14 protein-coding genes are annotated in these 14,516 nt (G+C 72.8%); 4 read left to right on the forward strand and 10 right to left on the reverse strand.

All coding sequences use genetic code 11. The features are described 5' to 3' along the window. Nucleotides 1–4: 4 nt before the first annotated feature. From hydA to OG357_RS07555, 7 genes are all read right to left on the reverse strand, one after another. Nucleotides 5–1,408 carry a dihydropyrimidinase gene (gene hydA, locus OG357_RS07525; RefSeq protein WP_329620398.1) on the reverse strand — a complete coding sequence of 468 codons (1,404 nt, stop codon included), beginning with the start codon at nt 1,406–1,408 and terminating at the stop codon, nt 5–7. A 62-nt stretch (nt 1,409–1,470) separates the two neighbouring features. Next, nucleotides 1,471–2,751: an aspartate aminotransferase family protein gene (locus OG357_RS07530; RefSeq protein ID WP_329620399.1), complete on the reverse strand. Its 1,281-nt coding sequence runs from the start codon at nt 2,749–2,751 to the stop codon at nt 1,471–1,473. Continuing rightward, complete coding sequence (locus OG357_RS07535) at nt 2,748–3,590, reverse strand: nitrilase-related carbon-nitrogen hydrolase (RefSeq protein ID WP_329620400.1); 843 nt, start codon at nt 3,588–3,590, stop codon at nt 2,748–2,750. Before OG357_RS07535 ends, OG357_RS07530 begins: the two co-directional genes overlap by 4 nt. A 215-nt stretch (nt 3,591–3,805) precedes the next feature. After that, nucleotides 3,806–5,164, reverse strand: a complete 1,359-nt coding sequence (locus OG357_RS07540; RefSeq protein ID WP_329620401.1) for a UL36 very large tegument protein — start codon at nt 5,162–5,164, stop codon at nt 3,806–3,808. Between the two features lie 103 nt (nt 5,165–5,267). Further along, a complete protein-coding gene (locus OG357_RS07545; protein WP_329620402.1) occupies nt 5,268–5,663 on the reverse strand; it encodes a PPOX class F420-dependent oxidoreductase in 396 nt (131 codons plus the stop codon). Nucleotides 5,664–5,690: 27 nt separating this feature from the next. After that, on the reverse strand, nt 5,691–6,908 hold the full coding sequence (locus tag OG357_RS07550) for an alginate lyase family protein (RefSeq protein ID WP_329620403.1): 1,218 nt from the start codon (nt 6,906–6,908) through the stop codon (nt 5,691–5,693). 41 nt (nt 6,909–6,949) lie between these two features. Then, nucleotides 6,950–7,354, reverse strand: a complete 405-nt coding sequence (locus tag OG357_RS07555; RefSeq protein ID WP_329620404.1) for a winged helix-turn-helix transcriptional regulator — start codon at nt 7,352–7,354, stop codon at nt 6,950–6,952. A 60-nt stretch (nt 7,355–7,414) separates the two neighbouring features. Here OG357_RS07555 and OG357_RS07560 point away from each other — a divergent pair, with 60 nt between their 5' ends. Then, nucleotides 7,415–8,104: an NAD(P)-dependent oxidoreductase gene (locus OG357_RS07560; protein ID WP_329620405.1), complete on the forward strand. Its 690-nt coding sequence runs from the start codon at nt 7,415–7,417 to the stop codon at nt 8,102–8,104. A gap of 19 nt (nt 8,105–8,123) precedes the next feature. Here the strand turns inward: OG357_RS07560 and OG357_RS07565 are convergent, their stop codons facing one another. Further along, nucleotides 8,124–8,429, reverse strand: a complete 306-nt coding sequence (locus OG357_RS07565; protein ID WP_329620406.1) for a helix-turn-helix domain-containing protein — start codon at nt 8,427–8,429, stop codon at nt 8,124–8,126. A 46-nt stretch (nt 8,430–8,475) separates the two neighbouring features. On the opposite strand from OG357_RS07565, the gene map reads away from it, so the two are divergent. Continuing rightward, complete coding sequence (map, locus tag OG357_RS07570) at nt 8,476–9,243, forward strand: type I methionyl aminopeptidase (protein WP_329620407.1); 768 nt, start codon at nt 8,476–8,478, stop codon at nt 9,241–9,243. 16 nt (nt 9,244–9,259) lie between these two features. On the opposite strand, the gene ggt is transcribed toward map, so the two are convergent. Further along, nucleotides 9,260–11,071, reverse strand: a complete 1,812-nt coding sequence (gene ggt / locus OG357_RS07575) for a gamma-glutamyltransferase (RefSeq protein ID WP_329620408.1) — start codon at nt 11,069–11,071, stop codon at nt 9,260–9,262. A 104-nt stretch (nt 11,072–11,175) separates the two neighbouring features. On the opposite strand from ggt, the gene OG357_RS07580 reads away from it, so the two are divergent. Next, nucleotides 11,176–11,907, forward strand: a complete 732-nt coding sequence (locus OG357_RS07580) for a hypothetical protein (RefSeq protein WP_329620409.1) — start codon at nt 11,176–11,178, stop codon at nt 11,905–11,907. On the opposite strand, the gene OG357_RS07585 is transcribed toward OG357_RS07580, so the two are convergent. Then, a complete protein-coding gene (locus tag OG357_RS07585) occupies nt 11,858–13,120 on the reverse strand; it encodes a cytochrome P450 (protein WP_329620410.1) in 1,263 nt (420 codons plus the stop codon). The two genes, OG357_RS07580 and OG357_RS07585, sit on opposite strands and share 50 nt — an antisense overlap. Before the next feature lie 133 nt (nt 13,121–13,253). On the opposite strand from OG357_RS07585, the gene OG357_RS07590 reads away from it, so the two are divergent. After that, the gene (locus tag OG357_RS07590) at nt 13,254–14,510 is read left to right on the forward strand and encodes a hypothetical protein (RefSeq protein ID WP_329620411.1); all 1,257 of its coding nucleotides are present in this window, start codon (nt 13,254–13,256) and stop codon (nt 14,508–14,510) included. The last annotated feature ends 6 nt before the right edge of the window (nt 14,511–14,516 follow it).

The raw sequence follows: 14,516 nt of genomic DNA on the forward strand, positions 1-14,516 counted from the left end.
GGGTTCAGTTCAGGTACTGGCAGGTGGAGCGGGGGGTGAAGGCGCCGTGTCCGGCGCGGCCGGTGAACTTCCGCTGGTCGATGACGAGTTCGCCGCGCGAGAGGACGGTCTCGACCTGTCCGGTGATCGCCTTCCCCTCGTACGCGGAGTAGTCGACGTTCATGTGGTGGGTGGCCGCGGAGAGGGTCTGGCGGGCGTTCGGGTCGTAGATGACGACGTCGGCGTCGGCGCCGGGCGCGATCGTGCCCTTCTGCGGGTAGAGGCCGAACATCCGGGCGGGTGTGGCGCAGGCGATCTCGATCCAGCGGCGCCGGGAGATGTGCCCTTCGACGACGGCCTGGTGGAGGAGGTCCATGCGGTTCTCCACGCCCGGCAGACCGTTGGGGATCTTGGAGAAGTCCCCGCGGCCGAGGTCCTTCTGCCCCGTGAAGCAGAAGGGGCAGTGGTCGGTGGAGACCACCTGGAGGTCGTTGGTCCGCAGCCCGCGCCAGAGCGCGGCCTGGTGCTCCCTGGGGCGGAGCGGGGTGCTGCACACGTACTTGGCGCCCTCGAAGCCGGGCTCGGCGAGGTTGTCGGTGGAGAGGAAGAGGTACTGGGGGCAGGTCTCGCCGAAGACGGGCAGCCCCTTGTCGCGGGCGGCGGCGATCTCGGCGACCGCCTCCTCGGCGGAGACGTGGACGACGTAGAGGGGCGCCCCGGCGACCCGGGCGAGCTGGATGGCGCGGTGGGTGGCCTCGGCCTCCAGGAGGACCTTGCGGACCTCCCCGTGGTAGCGGGGGTCGGTCTCGCCGCGGGCGAGCGCCTGCTCGACGAGGACGTCGATGGCGATGCCGTTCTCGGCGTGCATCATGATCAGCCCGCCGTTGTCGGCGGAGCGCTGCATGGCGCGCAGGATCCGGCCGTCGTCCGAGTAGAAGACCCCCGGATACGCCATGAAGAGCTTGAACGAGCTCACCCCCTCCTGGACGAGCCGGTCCATCTCCTTGAGCGTGTACTCGTTCACGTCGGAGAGGATCATGTGGAAGCCGTAGTCGATCGCGCAGTTGCCGTCGGCCTTGGCGTACCAGGCGTCGAGTCCTTCACGGAGGCTCTGGCCGACGGTCTGGACGGCGAAGTCGACGATCGTGGTGGTGCCGCCCCAGGCGGCGGCGCGGGTGCCGGTCTCGAAGGTGTCGGAGGCGGCGGTGCCGCCGAAGGGCAGCTCCATGTGGGTGTGGGCGTCGACGCCGCCGGGCAGCACGTAGCGGTCGGTGGCGTCGATGGTCCGGTCGGCGGTCCAGCCGGCGGCCGCGTCCGAGCCGTGGGCGGCGAGGGCGGCGATCCGGCCGTCCTCGATCAGGACGTCGGCGTGGATCTCGTCGGCGGCGGTGACGACGAGACCGCCCCGGATGAGGGTACGGGTGCTCACGGGACTCTCCTGCGTGAGTAAGGGGGGAACGACAGGGAGCGAACTGCGGGGCGGGGAGCGGGCTACAGGGCTCTGAGCGCCTCTTCGAGGATCGCGGCACCTTCCTCCGCTTCGGCGACGGAGAGCGAGAGCGGCGGGGCGATCCGCAGGGCGCTGGTGTTGTGTCCGCCGCCCTTGCCGATGAGCAGGCCGTTCTCCCGGGCCCTCTCCAGGACGGCGGAGGCCGCGTCCGGGTCGGCGCGGTCGGTGCCCGGCTCGGTGAGTTCGATGCCGATCATGAGGCCTCGGCCCCGGACCTCCCGTACGGCGTCCACGCCCGCGGCGGCGGCCCGTACGCGTTCGATGAGGAGGCCGCCGACGCGGCGGGCGTTGCCCTGGAGGTCGTGCTCCAGGAGGTAGGCGAGGTTGGCCAGGCCCGCGGCCATGGTGATCGGCGAACCACCGAAGGTGGAGATGGAGTTGGCGTCGATGCAGTTCATGATCTCGGCGCGGGCCACGACCCCGCCGACGGACATGCCGTTGCCGATGCCCTTGGCGAAGGTGAGGATGTCGGGCGGCCCGGCCTGGCCGTGGGCCTGCCAGCCCCAGAAGTGGTCGCCGGTGCGGCCCCAGCCGGTCTGCACCTCGTCGGCGATCCAGAGGATGCCGTGCCGGTCGAGGACGCGCCGGAAGGCGGCGTACAGGCCGTCGGGCGGGGAGGTGAAGCCGCCGACGCCCTGGACGGGTTCGGCGATGAGGGCGGCGACGTCCCGGGTGTGGCCGAGGAGGTCTTCGAGGTCGGCGACGCAGGCGTCGACGAACCGCTCGTCGGTGTACTGGGCGTAGGGGCCGCGGTTGCGGACGCCGCCGTGCACGTACAGCGTCTGGAGCGGCGAGAGGCCGGTCGGCGACCAGCTGCGGTTGCCGGTGATGCCGACGGTGGAGAAGGAGCGGCCGTGGTAGCTGTTGCGCATCGCCAGGATCTGGTTCGAGCGGCGGTACGCGGTGGCCAGGAGCAGGGCCGTGTCGTTGGCCTCGGTGCCGGAGGTGGTGAAGAAGACGCGGGCGTCGGGGATGCCGGAGAGGCCGGCGATCCGCTCGGCGAGCTCCACCATGGGCCGGTTGAGGTAGAGCGTCGAGGAGTGGACGATCCGTCCGGCCTGCTCGGCGACGGCCTTGGTGACCTCGGGCAGGGCGTGCGCGGTCATCGTGGTGAGGATGCCGCCGAAGAAGTCGAGGTACTTGCGCCCGTCGGCGTCCCAGACGTGGCGGCCCTCGCCGTGGGTGATCTCGATGGGGTCGCGGTAGTAGAGGGCGACCCAGTCGGGGATGACGGCCTTGTGCCGGTCGTACAGGCTGCTCACGGCTGCACCAGCCCGTCGTACGCGTCGGGGCGGCGGTCCCGGTAGAAGGCCCACTGCTGCCGGACTTCTTCGATGAGGCGGAAGTCGAGGTCGCGGACGACGAGTTCCTCGCTCTTGTCGGAGGCGACCTCGCCGACGAACTGACCGCGCGGGTCGACGAAGTAGCTGGTGCCGTAGAAGTCGTTGTCGCCGTACTCCTCCTGGCCGACGCGGTTGATCGCGGCGACGAAGTACTCGTTGGCGACGGCGGCGGCGGGCTGCTCCAGCTGCCAGAGGTAGGAGGAGAGACCGCGCGAGGTGGCCGACGGGTTGTAGACCAACTGTGCGCCGTTGAGGCCCAGTTGGCGCCAGCCCTCCGGGAAGTGGCGGTCGTAGCAGATGTAGACGCCGACCCTGCCGACGGCGGTGTCGAAGACCGGCCAGCCGGCGTTGCCCGGGCGGAAGTAGTACTTCTCCCAGAAGCCCTTGACCTGCGGGATGTGGTGCTTGCGGTACTTGCCGAGGTAGGTGCCGTCGGCGTCGATGACGGCCGCGGTGTTGTAGTAGAAGCCCTCGCCCTCGACCTCGAAGACGGGGACGACGATCACCATCCCGGTCTCCCGGGCGAGCGCCCGCATCCGGTTGACGGTGGGACCGTCCGGGACGGGCTCGGCCCAGCGGTAGTGCTCGGGCTCCTGGACCTGGCAGAAGTAGGGGGCGTTGAACACCTCCTGGAACCCGATCACCTTGGCGCCCTGCCGGGCGGCCTCCCGGGCGTGCTCCTCGTGTTTGGCGATCATGGATTCGGTGTCGCCCGTCCAGGTCGCCTGGACGAGCGCGGCGCGTACGACGTCGGTCATGAGCTGCTCCTTCGGCACGGCGTCAGAGAGCCTCTACGCCCGTAGACGCGGGGCGTAGGAGGAGAACGTAAGCCCCGTCACACCCCGGAGCAAGACCACCGTCGCGAAGCAGCGGCGTCGATCATGTTTCATACCCGAGTGGTCCACGTCGGACACGTACCGACACGTACCCGCAAGTAATGACACGCGCCCGGGACGGCTCCACCGGAGAGGCTTCAGGCCCCCGCCAGACCCGCCACGCGCAGGGCGTGGAGCAGGTCGCGCTCCCGGGCGGCGGAGACCGCCCGGGCCGCGTCCAGGAGCTGGGGGACGAGTCCGCGCGGATCCGCGCCCGCGAGGCGGGCGGCGTCCTCGGGCGCCCGGACCCGGACGAAGGCGGTGAGCAGCGCGTGCGCCTCGCGGTGGTGGTCCTCGGCGCGCAGCGCGGCGCACGCCCCGGCCAGCTCTTCCACGGGGCGGGCCACGCCCTGGCGGAGGAGCTGATCGCAGTCGGCCGCCCGGCCCGCGTCGGCGAGGACCCCGGCGACGGCGGCGAGCCGGCCGGGCGGCAGCGAGGCCGCCTCCCAGAGCAGGGTGGACCAGTCGGCGCCCAGGCCGGCCCGGTGCAGTTCGGCGGCGAGGGCGGGCAGCCGGCCCGGCGGGCCGCTGAGCGCCTCGCAGAGCAGGGCGTGCGCCTCGCCGCTGCGGCCCTGGGCGCGGAGCCGCTGGAGGGCGTAGACGGCATTGGCCGCGGCGCGGGCGGCCTCCCCGGGGTCCGCCGCCACCTCGGGGGCCGGGGCCGCACCGCTCACCTCGCCGCCACCACCGCCGCCGAACCTGGCGCCCCGGGGCGCCGCTCCTCCGGTCGGCAGCGTGGGGACGGCCACCGCCGGCGTCCGCTCCTCGGCACTCTCCTCCAGCCAGGCGTACCGGGCGCCCCCGCGGCGAGGCTTCGAAGGCCGGGCGGCGGGCCGGGCAGGGGCTGGAGCCTTCGCCGGAGCAGGGGCCTTCGCCCACCCGGCCACCCGGTCCGGTGCGGCCCCTGAGGCCTCTGTGGCCCCTGCGGCCCTTGTGACCCCTGTGGCCCCTGTGGCCCCTGTGGCCCCTTCGAGGCGGGCCAGCCGGGCCGTCAGTTCGGCGACGCGGGCGGCGGCCCGGGCCTGGTCGTCGCGGATCCAGGCGAGGTCGTTCTCCAGGGCGGCCGCCTCGGCCGCCCCCGCGGCGGCGCGGAGCCGCTCCCCCAGCTCGCGGGCGCGGGACTCGGCGTACCGCCGCTCCCGCTCCATGAGCCCCCGGCGTTCGGCGAGCGCGGCGGCCCCGCCGGGGCGCCGGTCGTGGGCGGTGGCCGCCGCCGCGTACAGCGCCCCGGCCCGGGCGGCGAGCGGCCCGTCGGCAGGCTCGCCGGCGTCCTGGAGCAGCGACTCGACGACGTCCCAGGGCAGGATCTCCGTACCGTCGAAGCAGGCGCGCAGCCCCTCCGGGTCGCGGTCGGCGAAGACGCCGTACCAGCCGGCGTCCGGCCGGAGGCGGGATGCGAGCTCCGTCAGCCAGTGCGCGAACGCCATGACGTCCACCGGGAGTTGATACACCGTCATACGTTCCGCACCTGCCCCGCCGTCGACTGGGACCTGCCGGTCCGCGGGTATTGGACCGCAGTCGTGTTACGGGACGACTACGGTCCGTTTTCGTGCGGGTGCCTCACTCGGCGGATTCACCGAAACGCACGACGATTCCGGTGTGCGGGCGCTTGCCGAGGCGGACGATCATGGCCGGCACGTCGGTCAGCCAGTACTGCCAGGTGTACTTGCGCGAGAGCAGCCCCCGGATCCGGCGCAGCTCCTCCCCCTCGACCAGCCGGCCCTCGCCGGGGAAGCGCGTGGCGCCCTCGGCGACGTTGCCGCGCACGTCGCAGACGGCGACCTCGACGCGCGGGTCGTTCCGCAGCCGCTTGACCTTCCAGGAGTCGGTGCGGGTCCACGCGTACAGCTCGGCGCCCTCCACCGCGTACCAGACGGGCGTCGCCACCCCCGTGCCGTTCTTGCGGAAGGTGGTCAGGCTCACGTAGCGGCCGCGCCGCAGTTCCTCGGGAATCATGCCCCGGAGCCTAGGGGGTGCGGCGCGTCACGCCGGGGTCGGGTTCGAGGCGTGGGTGAGGGTCTCCCAGGCGACGAAGAGGTCGTCGGTGCCGCTCGGCCGCTGGCTCCGGGCGAGCTTCGCGGTCTGCGGGAGCTTCATGCCCATCCGGCCTTCGAGGTGGTTGAGGGCGACCTCGACGTCGGGGCCCATGGTCCGTTCGACCTTCCCGCCGCAGAGCCACTTCGGGGCGGTCTCGCCGAGCTGGTAGCGGGCGTGGAACTCCAGGGCGGCACCCAGCCGTTCGGCTTCCTCGCCGTAGAGGTCGAGGCCCTGGTGCCAGGCGGTCTCGGCGATGTGGGCGGTGGCGGCGAGCGAGTACCCGATGTGCATGAAGTTGCGGCAGGTCTCCTGCCCGAGCCCGTCGGCGTAGGTGCGCTGCCCGAACCAGTACGTGGCGAGCTCGTCGGCGGTGTCGATGGTGCCGCCGGGCGGGGCCTTGGGCAGGGCGCCGTCGGTGGAGAGGTAGAAGTAGGCGGGGACGCGGGCACGGTAGCGCCCTACCGCCTCCTCGAAGACCGTGCGGTCCTCCAGGAAGACCGCCATGCCGATGGCCGCGTCGGTCATCGCCAGCTCCCAATTGCCGTTGTAGTCGGGCACCTTGGAACTGACGGCGGGGAGGTACGCCTTGCGTAGCATCCACTTGAACCGCTGGACCGCGGCCCCGCCCCAGGCCGGGTATCCGGCGTGCACGATCTCGGCGGCGCGCGCCCAGGACGAGCCGGACCAGGCGGTCTGCAGGTCGGCGTCGTCGCGGGTGTGTTCCTTCACCGTCTTCGACCAGGCGTCCATGATCTCGACGGCCTTGTCGGCGTGCGCGGCCTTGCCGGACACCGACCACATGAGGGCGTGGGTGTAGGCGGCGATGGCGTCCTCGCGTTCGGCGACACAGGCGTCCGTCCCGGCGTTGGACGCGCAGGCGACGATCCTCGCGGGGTGGGGGGTGTAGTCGAGCGCGGCGTACTCGCTCCTCCCCATGGCCTTGTAGGCGGAGGCCCAGGGCTCCTCCCCCGCGGCGACCCGGCGGCGCACCGTCGCGAGCTGGGCGCCGCCGACGAGGACGCCGGGGTGCCGGAACTTCTCCGGCGCGACGGACCGGGGCGGGTCGACGGTTCCGCCTGCGGTGTCGTCGGCCCCGCAGGCCGTACCGAGGAGCAGCAGTGGGGCCAGGACGGCGGCGAGGAAGCGCTTCTGACGAAGGTGCACGCGTCCACGGTCGCCCCGGCCGCCGGGACCCGCATCCGGTGCTACGCCACCGGGCTGGCCTGCTCGTACGAGGCGCGGGCCTCGGTGATGGCGGGGGCGTGGGCGCGGGCCCAGTCGCAGGCCGTGTCGAGCGGTCCGATGAGCGAGCGCCCGAGGGGCGTGAGGGCGTACTCGACGCGGGGCGGGTTCTCGTCGTGGACGGTCCGGGTGACGAAGCCGTTCCGCTCCATGGAGCGGAGGGTCTCGGTGAGGACCTTGGGGGTGATCCAGTGCAGGGGCACGCGCAGTTCGGTGAAGCGGCGGGGCGTGCCGTCCTCCAGGCAGCGCAGCACCATGCCGGTCCACTTGTCGCCGACGCGGAAGGGCTGGGCCGGGCTGCCGGCGCAGTCGGGGTCGTCGAAGCGGGCGGAGTCCAACGGCGCGGCGGGGAAGGGCTGATCAGGCATGGGCCGACGCTAACCCAGTACCGTTGAAGTAACCAGGGACCTCCGTTCTACCGTCCGGGCATGGACATCGAGAACGACATCAGCAAGAGCAACAGCGACAGCAACGGACTGCGCATCGCGGTCTTCGGCGCCGGCGGGCGCGTCGGCCGGGCGGCCGTGGCCGAGGCGGTGACCCGGGGCCACCGGGTGACGGCCGTGGTCCGCGACCCGGCCGCGCATCGCGACCTGGAGGGCGCGGGAGTCACGCTCGTCCGGGGAGACGCGACGGACGCGGCCTCCGTGGCGGCGGTCGCGGCCGGCCACGACGCGGCGCTCCACGCGGCGGCCCGCCTGGACCTGCCCTCGGAGGAGTACTTCACCGCGGCGGCAAAGGCGCTCGTCGCGGGCCTCGCGGAGGCGGGGGTGCGGCGGCTGCTCACCCTCGGGATCGCGACGACGCTGGAGACGGAGCCGGGGGTGCGGCTCATGGACGCGCCCGGGTTCCCGGCGGCGTGGCGCGCCATCGCCCAGGGCCACGTGGCCGAGTTCGAGCTGCTCACGGCCGAGGCGGGGCCGGAACTCGACTGGCTGATGGTGGTGCCGCCGCTGGACCTGAACGCGGAGGCGGAGCGGACCGGCGGCTACCGGACGGCCGTGGGCACGGTGGTCGAGGGGCCGGGGCGCGTCGGGCACGCCGATCTGGCGCTCGCGCTCCTGGACGAGATCGAGCGCCCGCGCCACAGCCGGGTGCAGCTGGCCGTCTCCGTCTGAGACTCCGGTCCGGCCCCCGTCAGACCGGAGCCGGGGTCGGGGTCGGGGTCGGGGTCGGGGTCGGGGTCGGGGTCGGGGCTGGGGCAGGAGTGCAGAGCACCACGAGTTGGTCCATGGAGAGGTCGAGGACCCCGGCGAGGGCCGCGACGGTGAAGAAGGCGGGCGTCGGGGCCCGCCCGGTCTCGATCTTGCGGAGGGTCTCGGCGGACAGGCCGGCCGCGGCCGCGATCTCGACCATGGACCGCTCGCCGCGCGCCGAGCGCAGGAGGAGGCCCAGGCGCTCGCCGCGCTCGCGCTCTTCGGGGGTCAGGGGTGTGCGTACCATGCGGCCATTCTAATACCGGTATAATAATTGCGGTATAGTAATTGGCATGGTGGAGATCAAGACGAACAAGTCCCTGGCGGCGATGCGCGAGTCCGGCCGGGTGGTGGCCAGGGCCCTCGCGGCCGTACGGGAGAAGGCGGCGCCCGGCGTCGCGCTGACCGAGCTCGACCGGGCCGCCCGGGAGGTTCTGACGGAGGCGGGCGCCGGTTCGCCCTTCCTCGACTACCACCCGGAGTGGGCGCCGGTGCCGTTCCCCGCGGTCGTGTGCCTCTCCGTGAACGACGCGATCGTGCACGGCATCCCCGACGACACGCGACTGGCGGACGGCGACCTCGTGTCCGCCGACTGCGGAGCACTCCTTGCCGGCTGGGCGGGCGACTCGGCCGTCAGCTTCACGGTCGGCCGGGCCCGGCCGGAGGACACGCGGCTGATCGACGCCGCGGAGGAGGCCCTGGAGGCGGGCATCGCGGCGGCCGTCGTCGGCAACCGCATCGGCGACATCGCGCACGCGATCGGCCAGGTCTGCCGCGGGGCGGGCTACGGCATCCCCGACGGTTTCGGCGGCCACGGCATCGGCCGGACCATGCACGAGGACCCGGGCGTCCCCAACGAGGGACGCCCGGGCCGGGGCATGAAGCTGCGGCACGGGATGGTGCTCGCGATCGAGCCGATGCTCATCGGCGGCGGCACGGACGACCACTACACGGCGCGGGACGGCTGGACCATCCGGACGCTCGACCGGTCACGCGCGTCCCACGCCGAGCACACGGTCGCGATCACGGACGACGGCCCGCGCGTGCTCACGGCCCTGTAGGGCCCCAAGGCGTCCGCTACCGGCCCGTCGGCCGGACGACCATCGCCGAGCCGCCGCCCCTGCGGACCGTCTCGGCGGCGGCCACCCAGCGGCCGTCGGGCAGGCGCTGCACGCCCGTCGCCGCGCCGATCTCCGGGTTCTGCCGGAAGCCATGCCCGATCCCTTCCAGCTCCGCCCTCAGCGGGCTGTTCCACAGACCGGGTTCGAGTTCGGTGGTGGCCTGGTTGCGCTGGCTGGCGCGGGGCGCGGCGATCGCGTCGACGAGCGGCAGACCCCGGTCGACGACCCCGGTGAGGGTCTGGAGGACCGTCGTGATGATGGTCGCGCCGCCCGGTGAGCCGAGGGCGAGGACGGGCCGGTCGTGCCGGTCGAGGACGATCGTCGGGGAGATCGAGGAGCGCGGTCGCTTGCCGGGGCCGGGCAGGTTCGGGTCGTGCACGGCCGGGTTCGCGGGGGCGAAGGAGAAGTCGGTGAGCTCGTTGTTGAGCAGGAAGCCCCGGCCGGGCACGGTGATGCCGCTGCCGCCGGTGGACTCGATGGTCAGGGTGTAGGCGACGACGTTGCCCCACTTGTCGGCGGCCGTCAGATGGGTGGTGTTCTCGCCCTCGTACGTGGTCGGGGCCGCGATCCCGCCGCTCGCGCAGGGCGCCGGGTCGCGGGGGTCGCCGGGCGCGAGCGGGCTGGTCAGGACGGCTTCGTCGCGGATCAGGCAGGCGCGGGAGTCGGCGTACCGCTGGGAGAGCAGCTCGCGGGTCGGCACGGACTCGAAGGCGGGGTCGCCGACCCAGCGGCCCCGGTCGGCGAAGGCGATCCGGCTCGACTCGATGAACCGGTGCAGATAGCCGGCCGGGGTGGCGGCGGCGAGGTCGGTGCCCTCCAGGATGTTGAGCGCCTCGCCGACGCTCGTGCCGCCGGAGGAGGACGGGGCCATGCCGTACACGTCGAGTCCGCGGTACGCGATCTTCGTGGGCCTGCGGGACTCGGTGCGGTACGCGGCGAGATCACGCTCCGTCAGATCGCCGGGGCGGACGGTCCGGGTGGCGCCCTCGCGGACGGGGGGCGTGCGGACGGTGTCGACGATGTCCCGGGCGAGCGGGCCCCGGTAGAGGGCGCCGATGCCCTGACGGCCGAGCGTCTCGTACGTACGGGCCAGGTCAGGGTTCTTGAACACCGAGCCGACCACCGGCAGTTGGCCGTCGGGCAGGAAGAGCGCGGCGGTGTCCGGGAAGTCGCGGAACCTGGCCTCGTTGGCGGCGGTCTGGGCCCGGAAGGTGGGGTCCACGGTGAAGCCCTCGCGGGCGAGCCGCTCGGCGGGCGCGAGGAGGGTGGAGAGGCGCTTGCTGCCCCAGGCGTCGAGGGCGGTCTTCCAGGTCGCCGGGGTGCCGGGGGTGCCGACGCCGAGGCCGCTGGTCATGCCCTCCTCGAAGGGGATCGGCTTGCCGTTCTCCGTGAAGAGGTTCGTGTCGGCGGAGCGCGGTGCGGTCTCCCGGCCGTCGACGGTGTGGACCGTACGGCTCTTGGCGTCGTAGTACACGAAGTACCCGCCGCCCCCGATCCCGGCGGAGTAGGGCTCGGTGACGCCGAGGGCCGCCGCGACGGCGACGGCCGCGTCCACGGCGTTGCCGCCCTTGCGGAGCACCTCGATGCCGGCGGCCGAGGCGTCGGCGTCGACGCTGGCGACCGCTCCGCCGTAGCCGACGGCGACGGGCTCCTTGACCGGCGCCGGCGGGGCACCGGGAGGGGCCGCGGGCGGCGCGGCGGCGCCCATCGAGAGGACCGTCGCCGCAACAGCGACAACGGAGACCTTCCGGGCGGCGGATCGACGCATGCGCAACCTCCAGTCAACAACCGTCCGCGCAGCGTAACTTCCGCACGCGCCTCCCGTCAGGACCGCCTCGAACGAAGTCCGAATCGCCGCTACCATGCGCGCCCATGGACGAAGACGTGCGCAACATCGTGCTCGGGGTCCTGGCCACCGGGGTGAGTGCCTCCCTCGGCTGGCTGGGTCGCACGTACCTGTGGCGGCGCAGCCTCCGCCGCAAGCAGGGGTTCTTCGGGCTGCCGGGGAACTCGGAGTGCCTGCTCGTGGTGAACAGGGAGTCCGGCGGGGAACGTTCGGTGCACCGGTTCGACGTGTTCGCGCTGCTCGAACTCTCCGCGCTCATCAAGGACTGCGGGGCGCAGGCCCGGATCCTCACCCACGATCAGGCGCACCAGGGGTTCGGGGACCGCACCGAGTTCTGCGTCGGCGGCCCATACTCGAACCGGCGGATGGACGCCCATCTGGCCACGCTCCTGCCGGGCGTGGAGGTGAACGTCGAGGTGGAGCCGAGCCCGGTGCGCGGCATGTTCCGGATCGGCTCGGAGCGCTACCTCTCGGAGGTGGGGGTGTCCGAGTACGTGATCCTGGCGCGGCTCACGGCCGGCGAGGGCGGGCGGCCCGTCTTCCTCTTCTGCGGGCAGCGGGCCATCACCAACCAGGCGGCGACCCGCTATCTGGCACGCCACCACCGCTCTCTGGCGCGCCGCTACCGCTCGGGCTCCTTCGTGCTGCTCCTGAAGGTGATCAACTCGCAGGCCTACGGCCCCGATGTAGTGGAGCTGGTCGCCGATGTCACGCAGCCGGCGCGGACGGCTCCCGCAGCCGAACCGGCAGCGACTTGATGCCGTTGATGAAGTTGGAGACGAGGCGGCGGGGCGGCTCCGCGAGGGTCAGCCCGCCGCAGGCCTCGCGCACCTCCTCGTACAGCACCCGGAGCTGAAGCCGGGCGAAGTGGGCGCCGAGGCAGACGTGCGGGCCGTCGCCGAAGGAGACGTGCGGGTTCGGGCTCCGGCCGAGGTCGAGGCGGTGGGGTGCGGCGAAGACGCGCTCGTCGTGGTTGGCGGAGGCATGGAGGACGACGACCTTGTCGCCCTCGCGGATCGTCTGCCCGGCCAGCTCGGTGTCGTGCGTCGCCGTGCGCCGGAAGGAGAGCACGGGCGGGTGCACGCGCAGGAGTTCGTCGACGGCCGTCTCCATGGTGACCTTTCCGCTCCACAGCCCGGCCTGCTCTCCGGGGTGTTCGGCGAGGGCGAGGAGTCCGCCGGGGGCGGCGCTGCGGACGGTGTCGTTCCCGGCGACGGTCAGCAGGAAGAAGAACATCTCCAGTTCGGCGTCCGCGAGTTCGGAGGTGGCCAGGGAGGTCATCACGTCGTCGGCGGGGTGCGCGCGCTTGTACGCGGCGAGTTCCTGGGCATAGCCGAACATCTCGGCGAGCATCGCGGGCGAGCGGGGGTTGACCGGCCGCCCCCGGGCGTCGAGGACGGGTGGCTCGTCGGGGTCCTGATAGGCGATGACCCGCTCGGTCCAGGCGTGGAGCAGTCCCCGGTCGCTCGCGGGCACGCCGAGCAGGTCGGTGAGGTTGAGGAGGGCGTAGTCGTCGGTGACGGTCCGGACGAGGTCCACCTCGCCGCCGGCCGCGCCCGAGACCGCGTCCGCGAGCAGGCCCCGAGCCCGCTCCCGTGCGGTGGCGGCGAACCGCTCGATCCGCCCGGGGGTGAAGGCCCGGCTGACGAGCCGCCGCAACTTCCCATGTTCGGGAGGGTCCTGATTGAGCATCATGCGCCGGATGAACGGCAGGTCGGCGGGGTCGGGGTCCCGGATCTGCGTGGCACCGAGGGCGGAGGAGTACGTGCCGGAGTCCTTGAGGACCCGGACGACGTCGGCGTGCCGGGTGACGGCCCAGAATCCGGGCCCGGCGGGCCAGCCCAGGATCTCCGGCTCCGCCTGCCGGGCGACGGGCGCGTGGTCGCGCAGTACGCGATAGCGGTCGTGCGGGATCCCGGCGGCGTAGATCCGCGGGTCGAACACATCGGGTAGGTCGCCCGTGTCGCCCACCGTGCCTCCCGTCGGGGGTCAACCAGAGGTGAAGACGTTTCCATCATGACAGGTCAGAGGCGGTTTTCGTAGGACTGATCGCACAGTCGCGGAACCTTGTCCGGCGCCCCGGCCGACTCCCAGAATCGCCGTCATGAATCACTCCGAGAACGTCGATCAGGATGCGGTGCTGCGGGCACGGACGATGCTGCTCGGATCGGGCCGGCTGAGCCTGTCGCAGGAGGTCGAGGCGTACCGGGTGCTCGCGAAGGTGAGTCCGGCGGCCTATCTGCCGAAGCTGGGCAGCGCGCTCGTCTCGTACGGCTACGAGGTCGGGGATCGGGGCGGGCAGGAGCTTCGGCTCGCGCTGCACGCGGAGGCCGTGGACACCGGCCGACGCATCGACGCCCACGAACCGCAGCGGACCGCGGTGCTCTGCCAGGCCCTGGACGCGTACCAGCACACCCTGTTCACCGTCGGCCGCCGGGCCGAGGCGTTCACGGTGTGCGAGGAAATCACGGAGGTGCGACGGCTGGGCCTCGAGCGGGGCCATGGGGAGGGTTTCACGTACGTGCACGAGCGACTGAGGAAGGTACTCGCCGAAGAGGGGCGCCACGCGGAAGCGGCGGACATCTGCGGGAGCGACACCGCGTCCCGCGGGTCCAAGCTCTGCCACTCGGACATGGTGGAGTGGGCGGCGGAGCTGAACGCCGCCGGACGACACGACGAGGCCCTCACCGTGTTCACCGAACTCGTGGACGACACCCGACGCAAGGCGGAGGCCGACGCCCTCCCCATCGCCCACCTGGTGTGGCAACTGGTCCACCGCTCCGAGATGCTCGACGTCGCCGGTCGCCGGGAGGAGGCGCGAGCGGATCGGCAGGAAGCCCTGATGACGCTCGCCCGGCTGGCGGAGCAGGGAGAGAGCCACGGCAACAGCCTCACCTCGTGGTCCACGCTGTTCGCCCTCTCGGGCCGGGCGGCGGAGCCGGGCGCGTCCCGGGACACGCCGATGCCGCCCTTCGGCGCCGACCACCATCATTGGTCCCCCGACACCATGGAGTCGTACCTCGCCGCCATCCCCGCCCTGAAGATGGAGGTCGCCGAACTGACCGCGGCGGGGCATCGCCCCGAGGCGGTGGCGGCGCACCACCGGCTGACCCGGCGTACTGCCATCGGCCAGCGGGGGCACCACTACCGGTTCGAGGAGAAACTCCGCCCCCTCTTCGACGAAGGCGTCGCGCTCGCCCGCCGGATGCCGGAGGCCCCGGGGGCGTCCGCCCGCGCCCTGACCGACCGCTCGATGTTCCTCGTCGCCGCCAAGCGGTGCGACGAGGCCCACGCCGACTTCGCCGAGGCCGTCGCCCTCCTCGACGGCATGGTTCCGCCTTCAATCGTTACCCGCACGTAACTTACC

It is taken from the genome of Streptomyces sp. NBC_01255, from assembly GCF_036226445.1.
GTDB lineage: Bacteria > Actinomycetota > Actinomycetes > Streptomycetales > Streptomycetaceae > Streptomyces.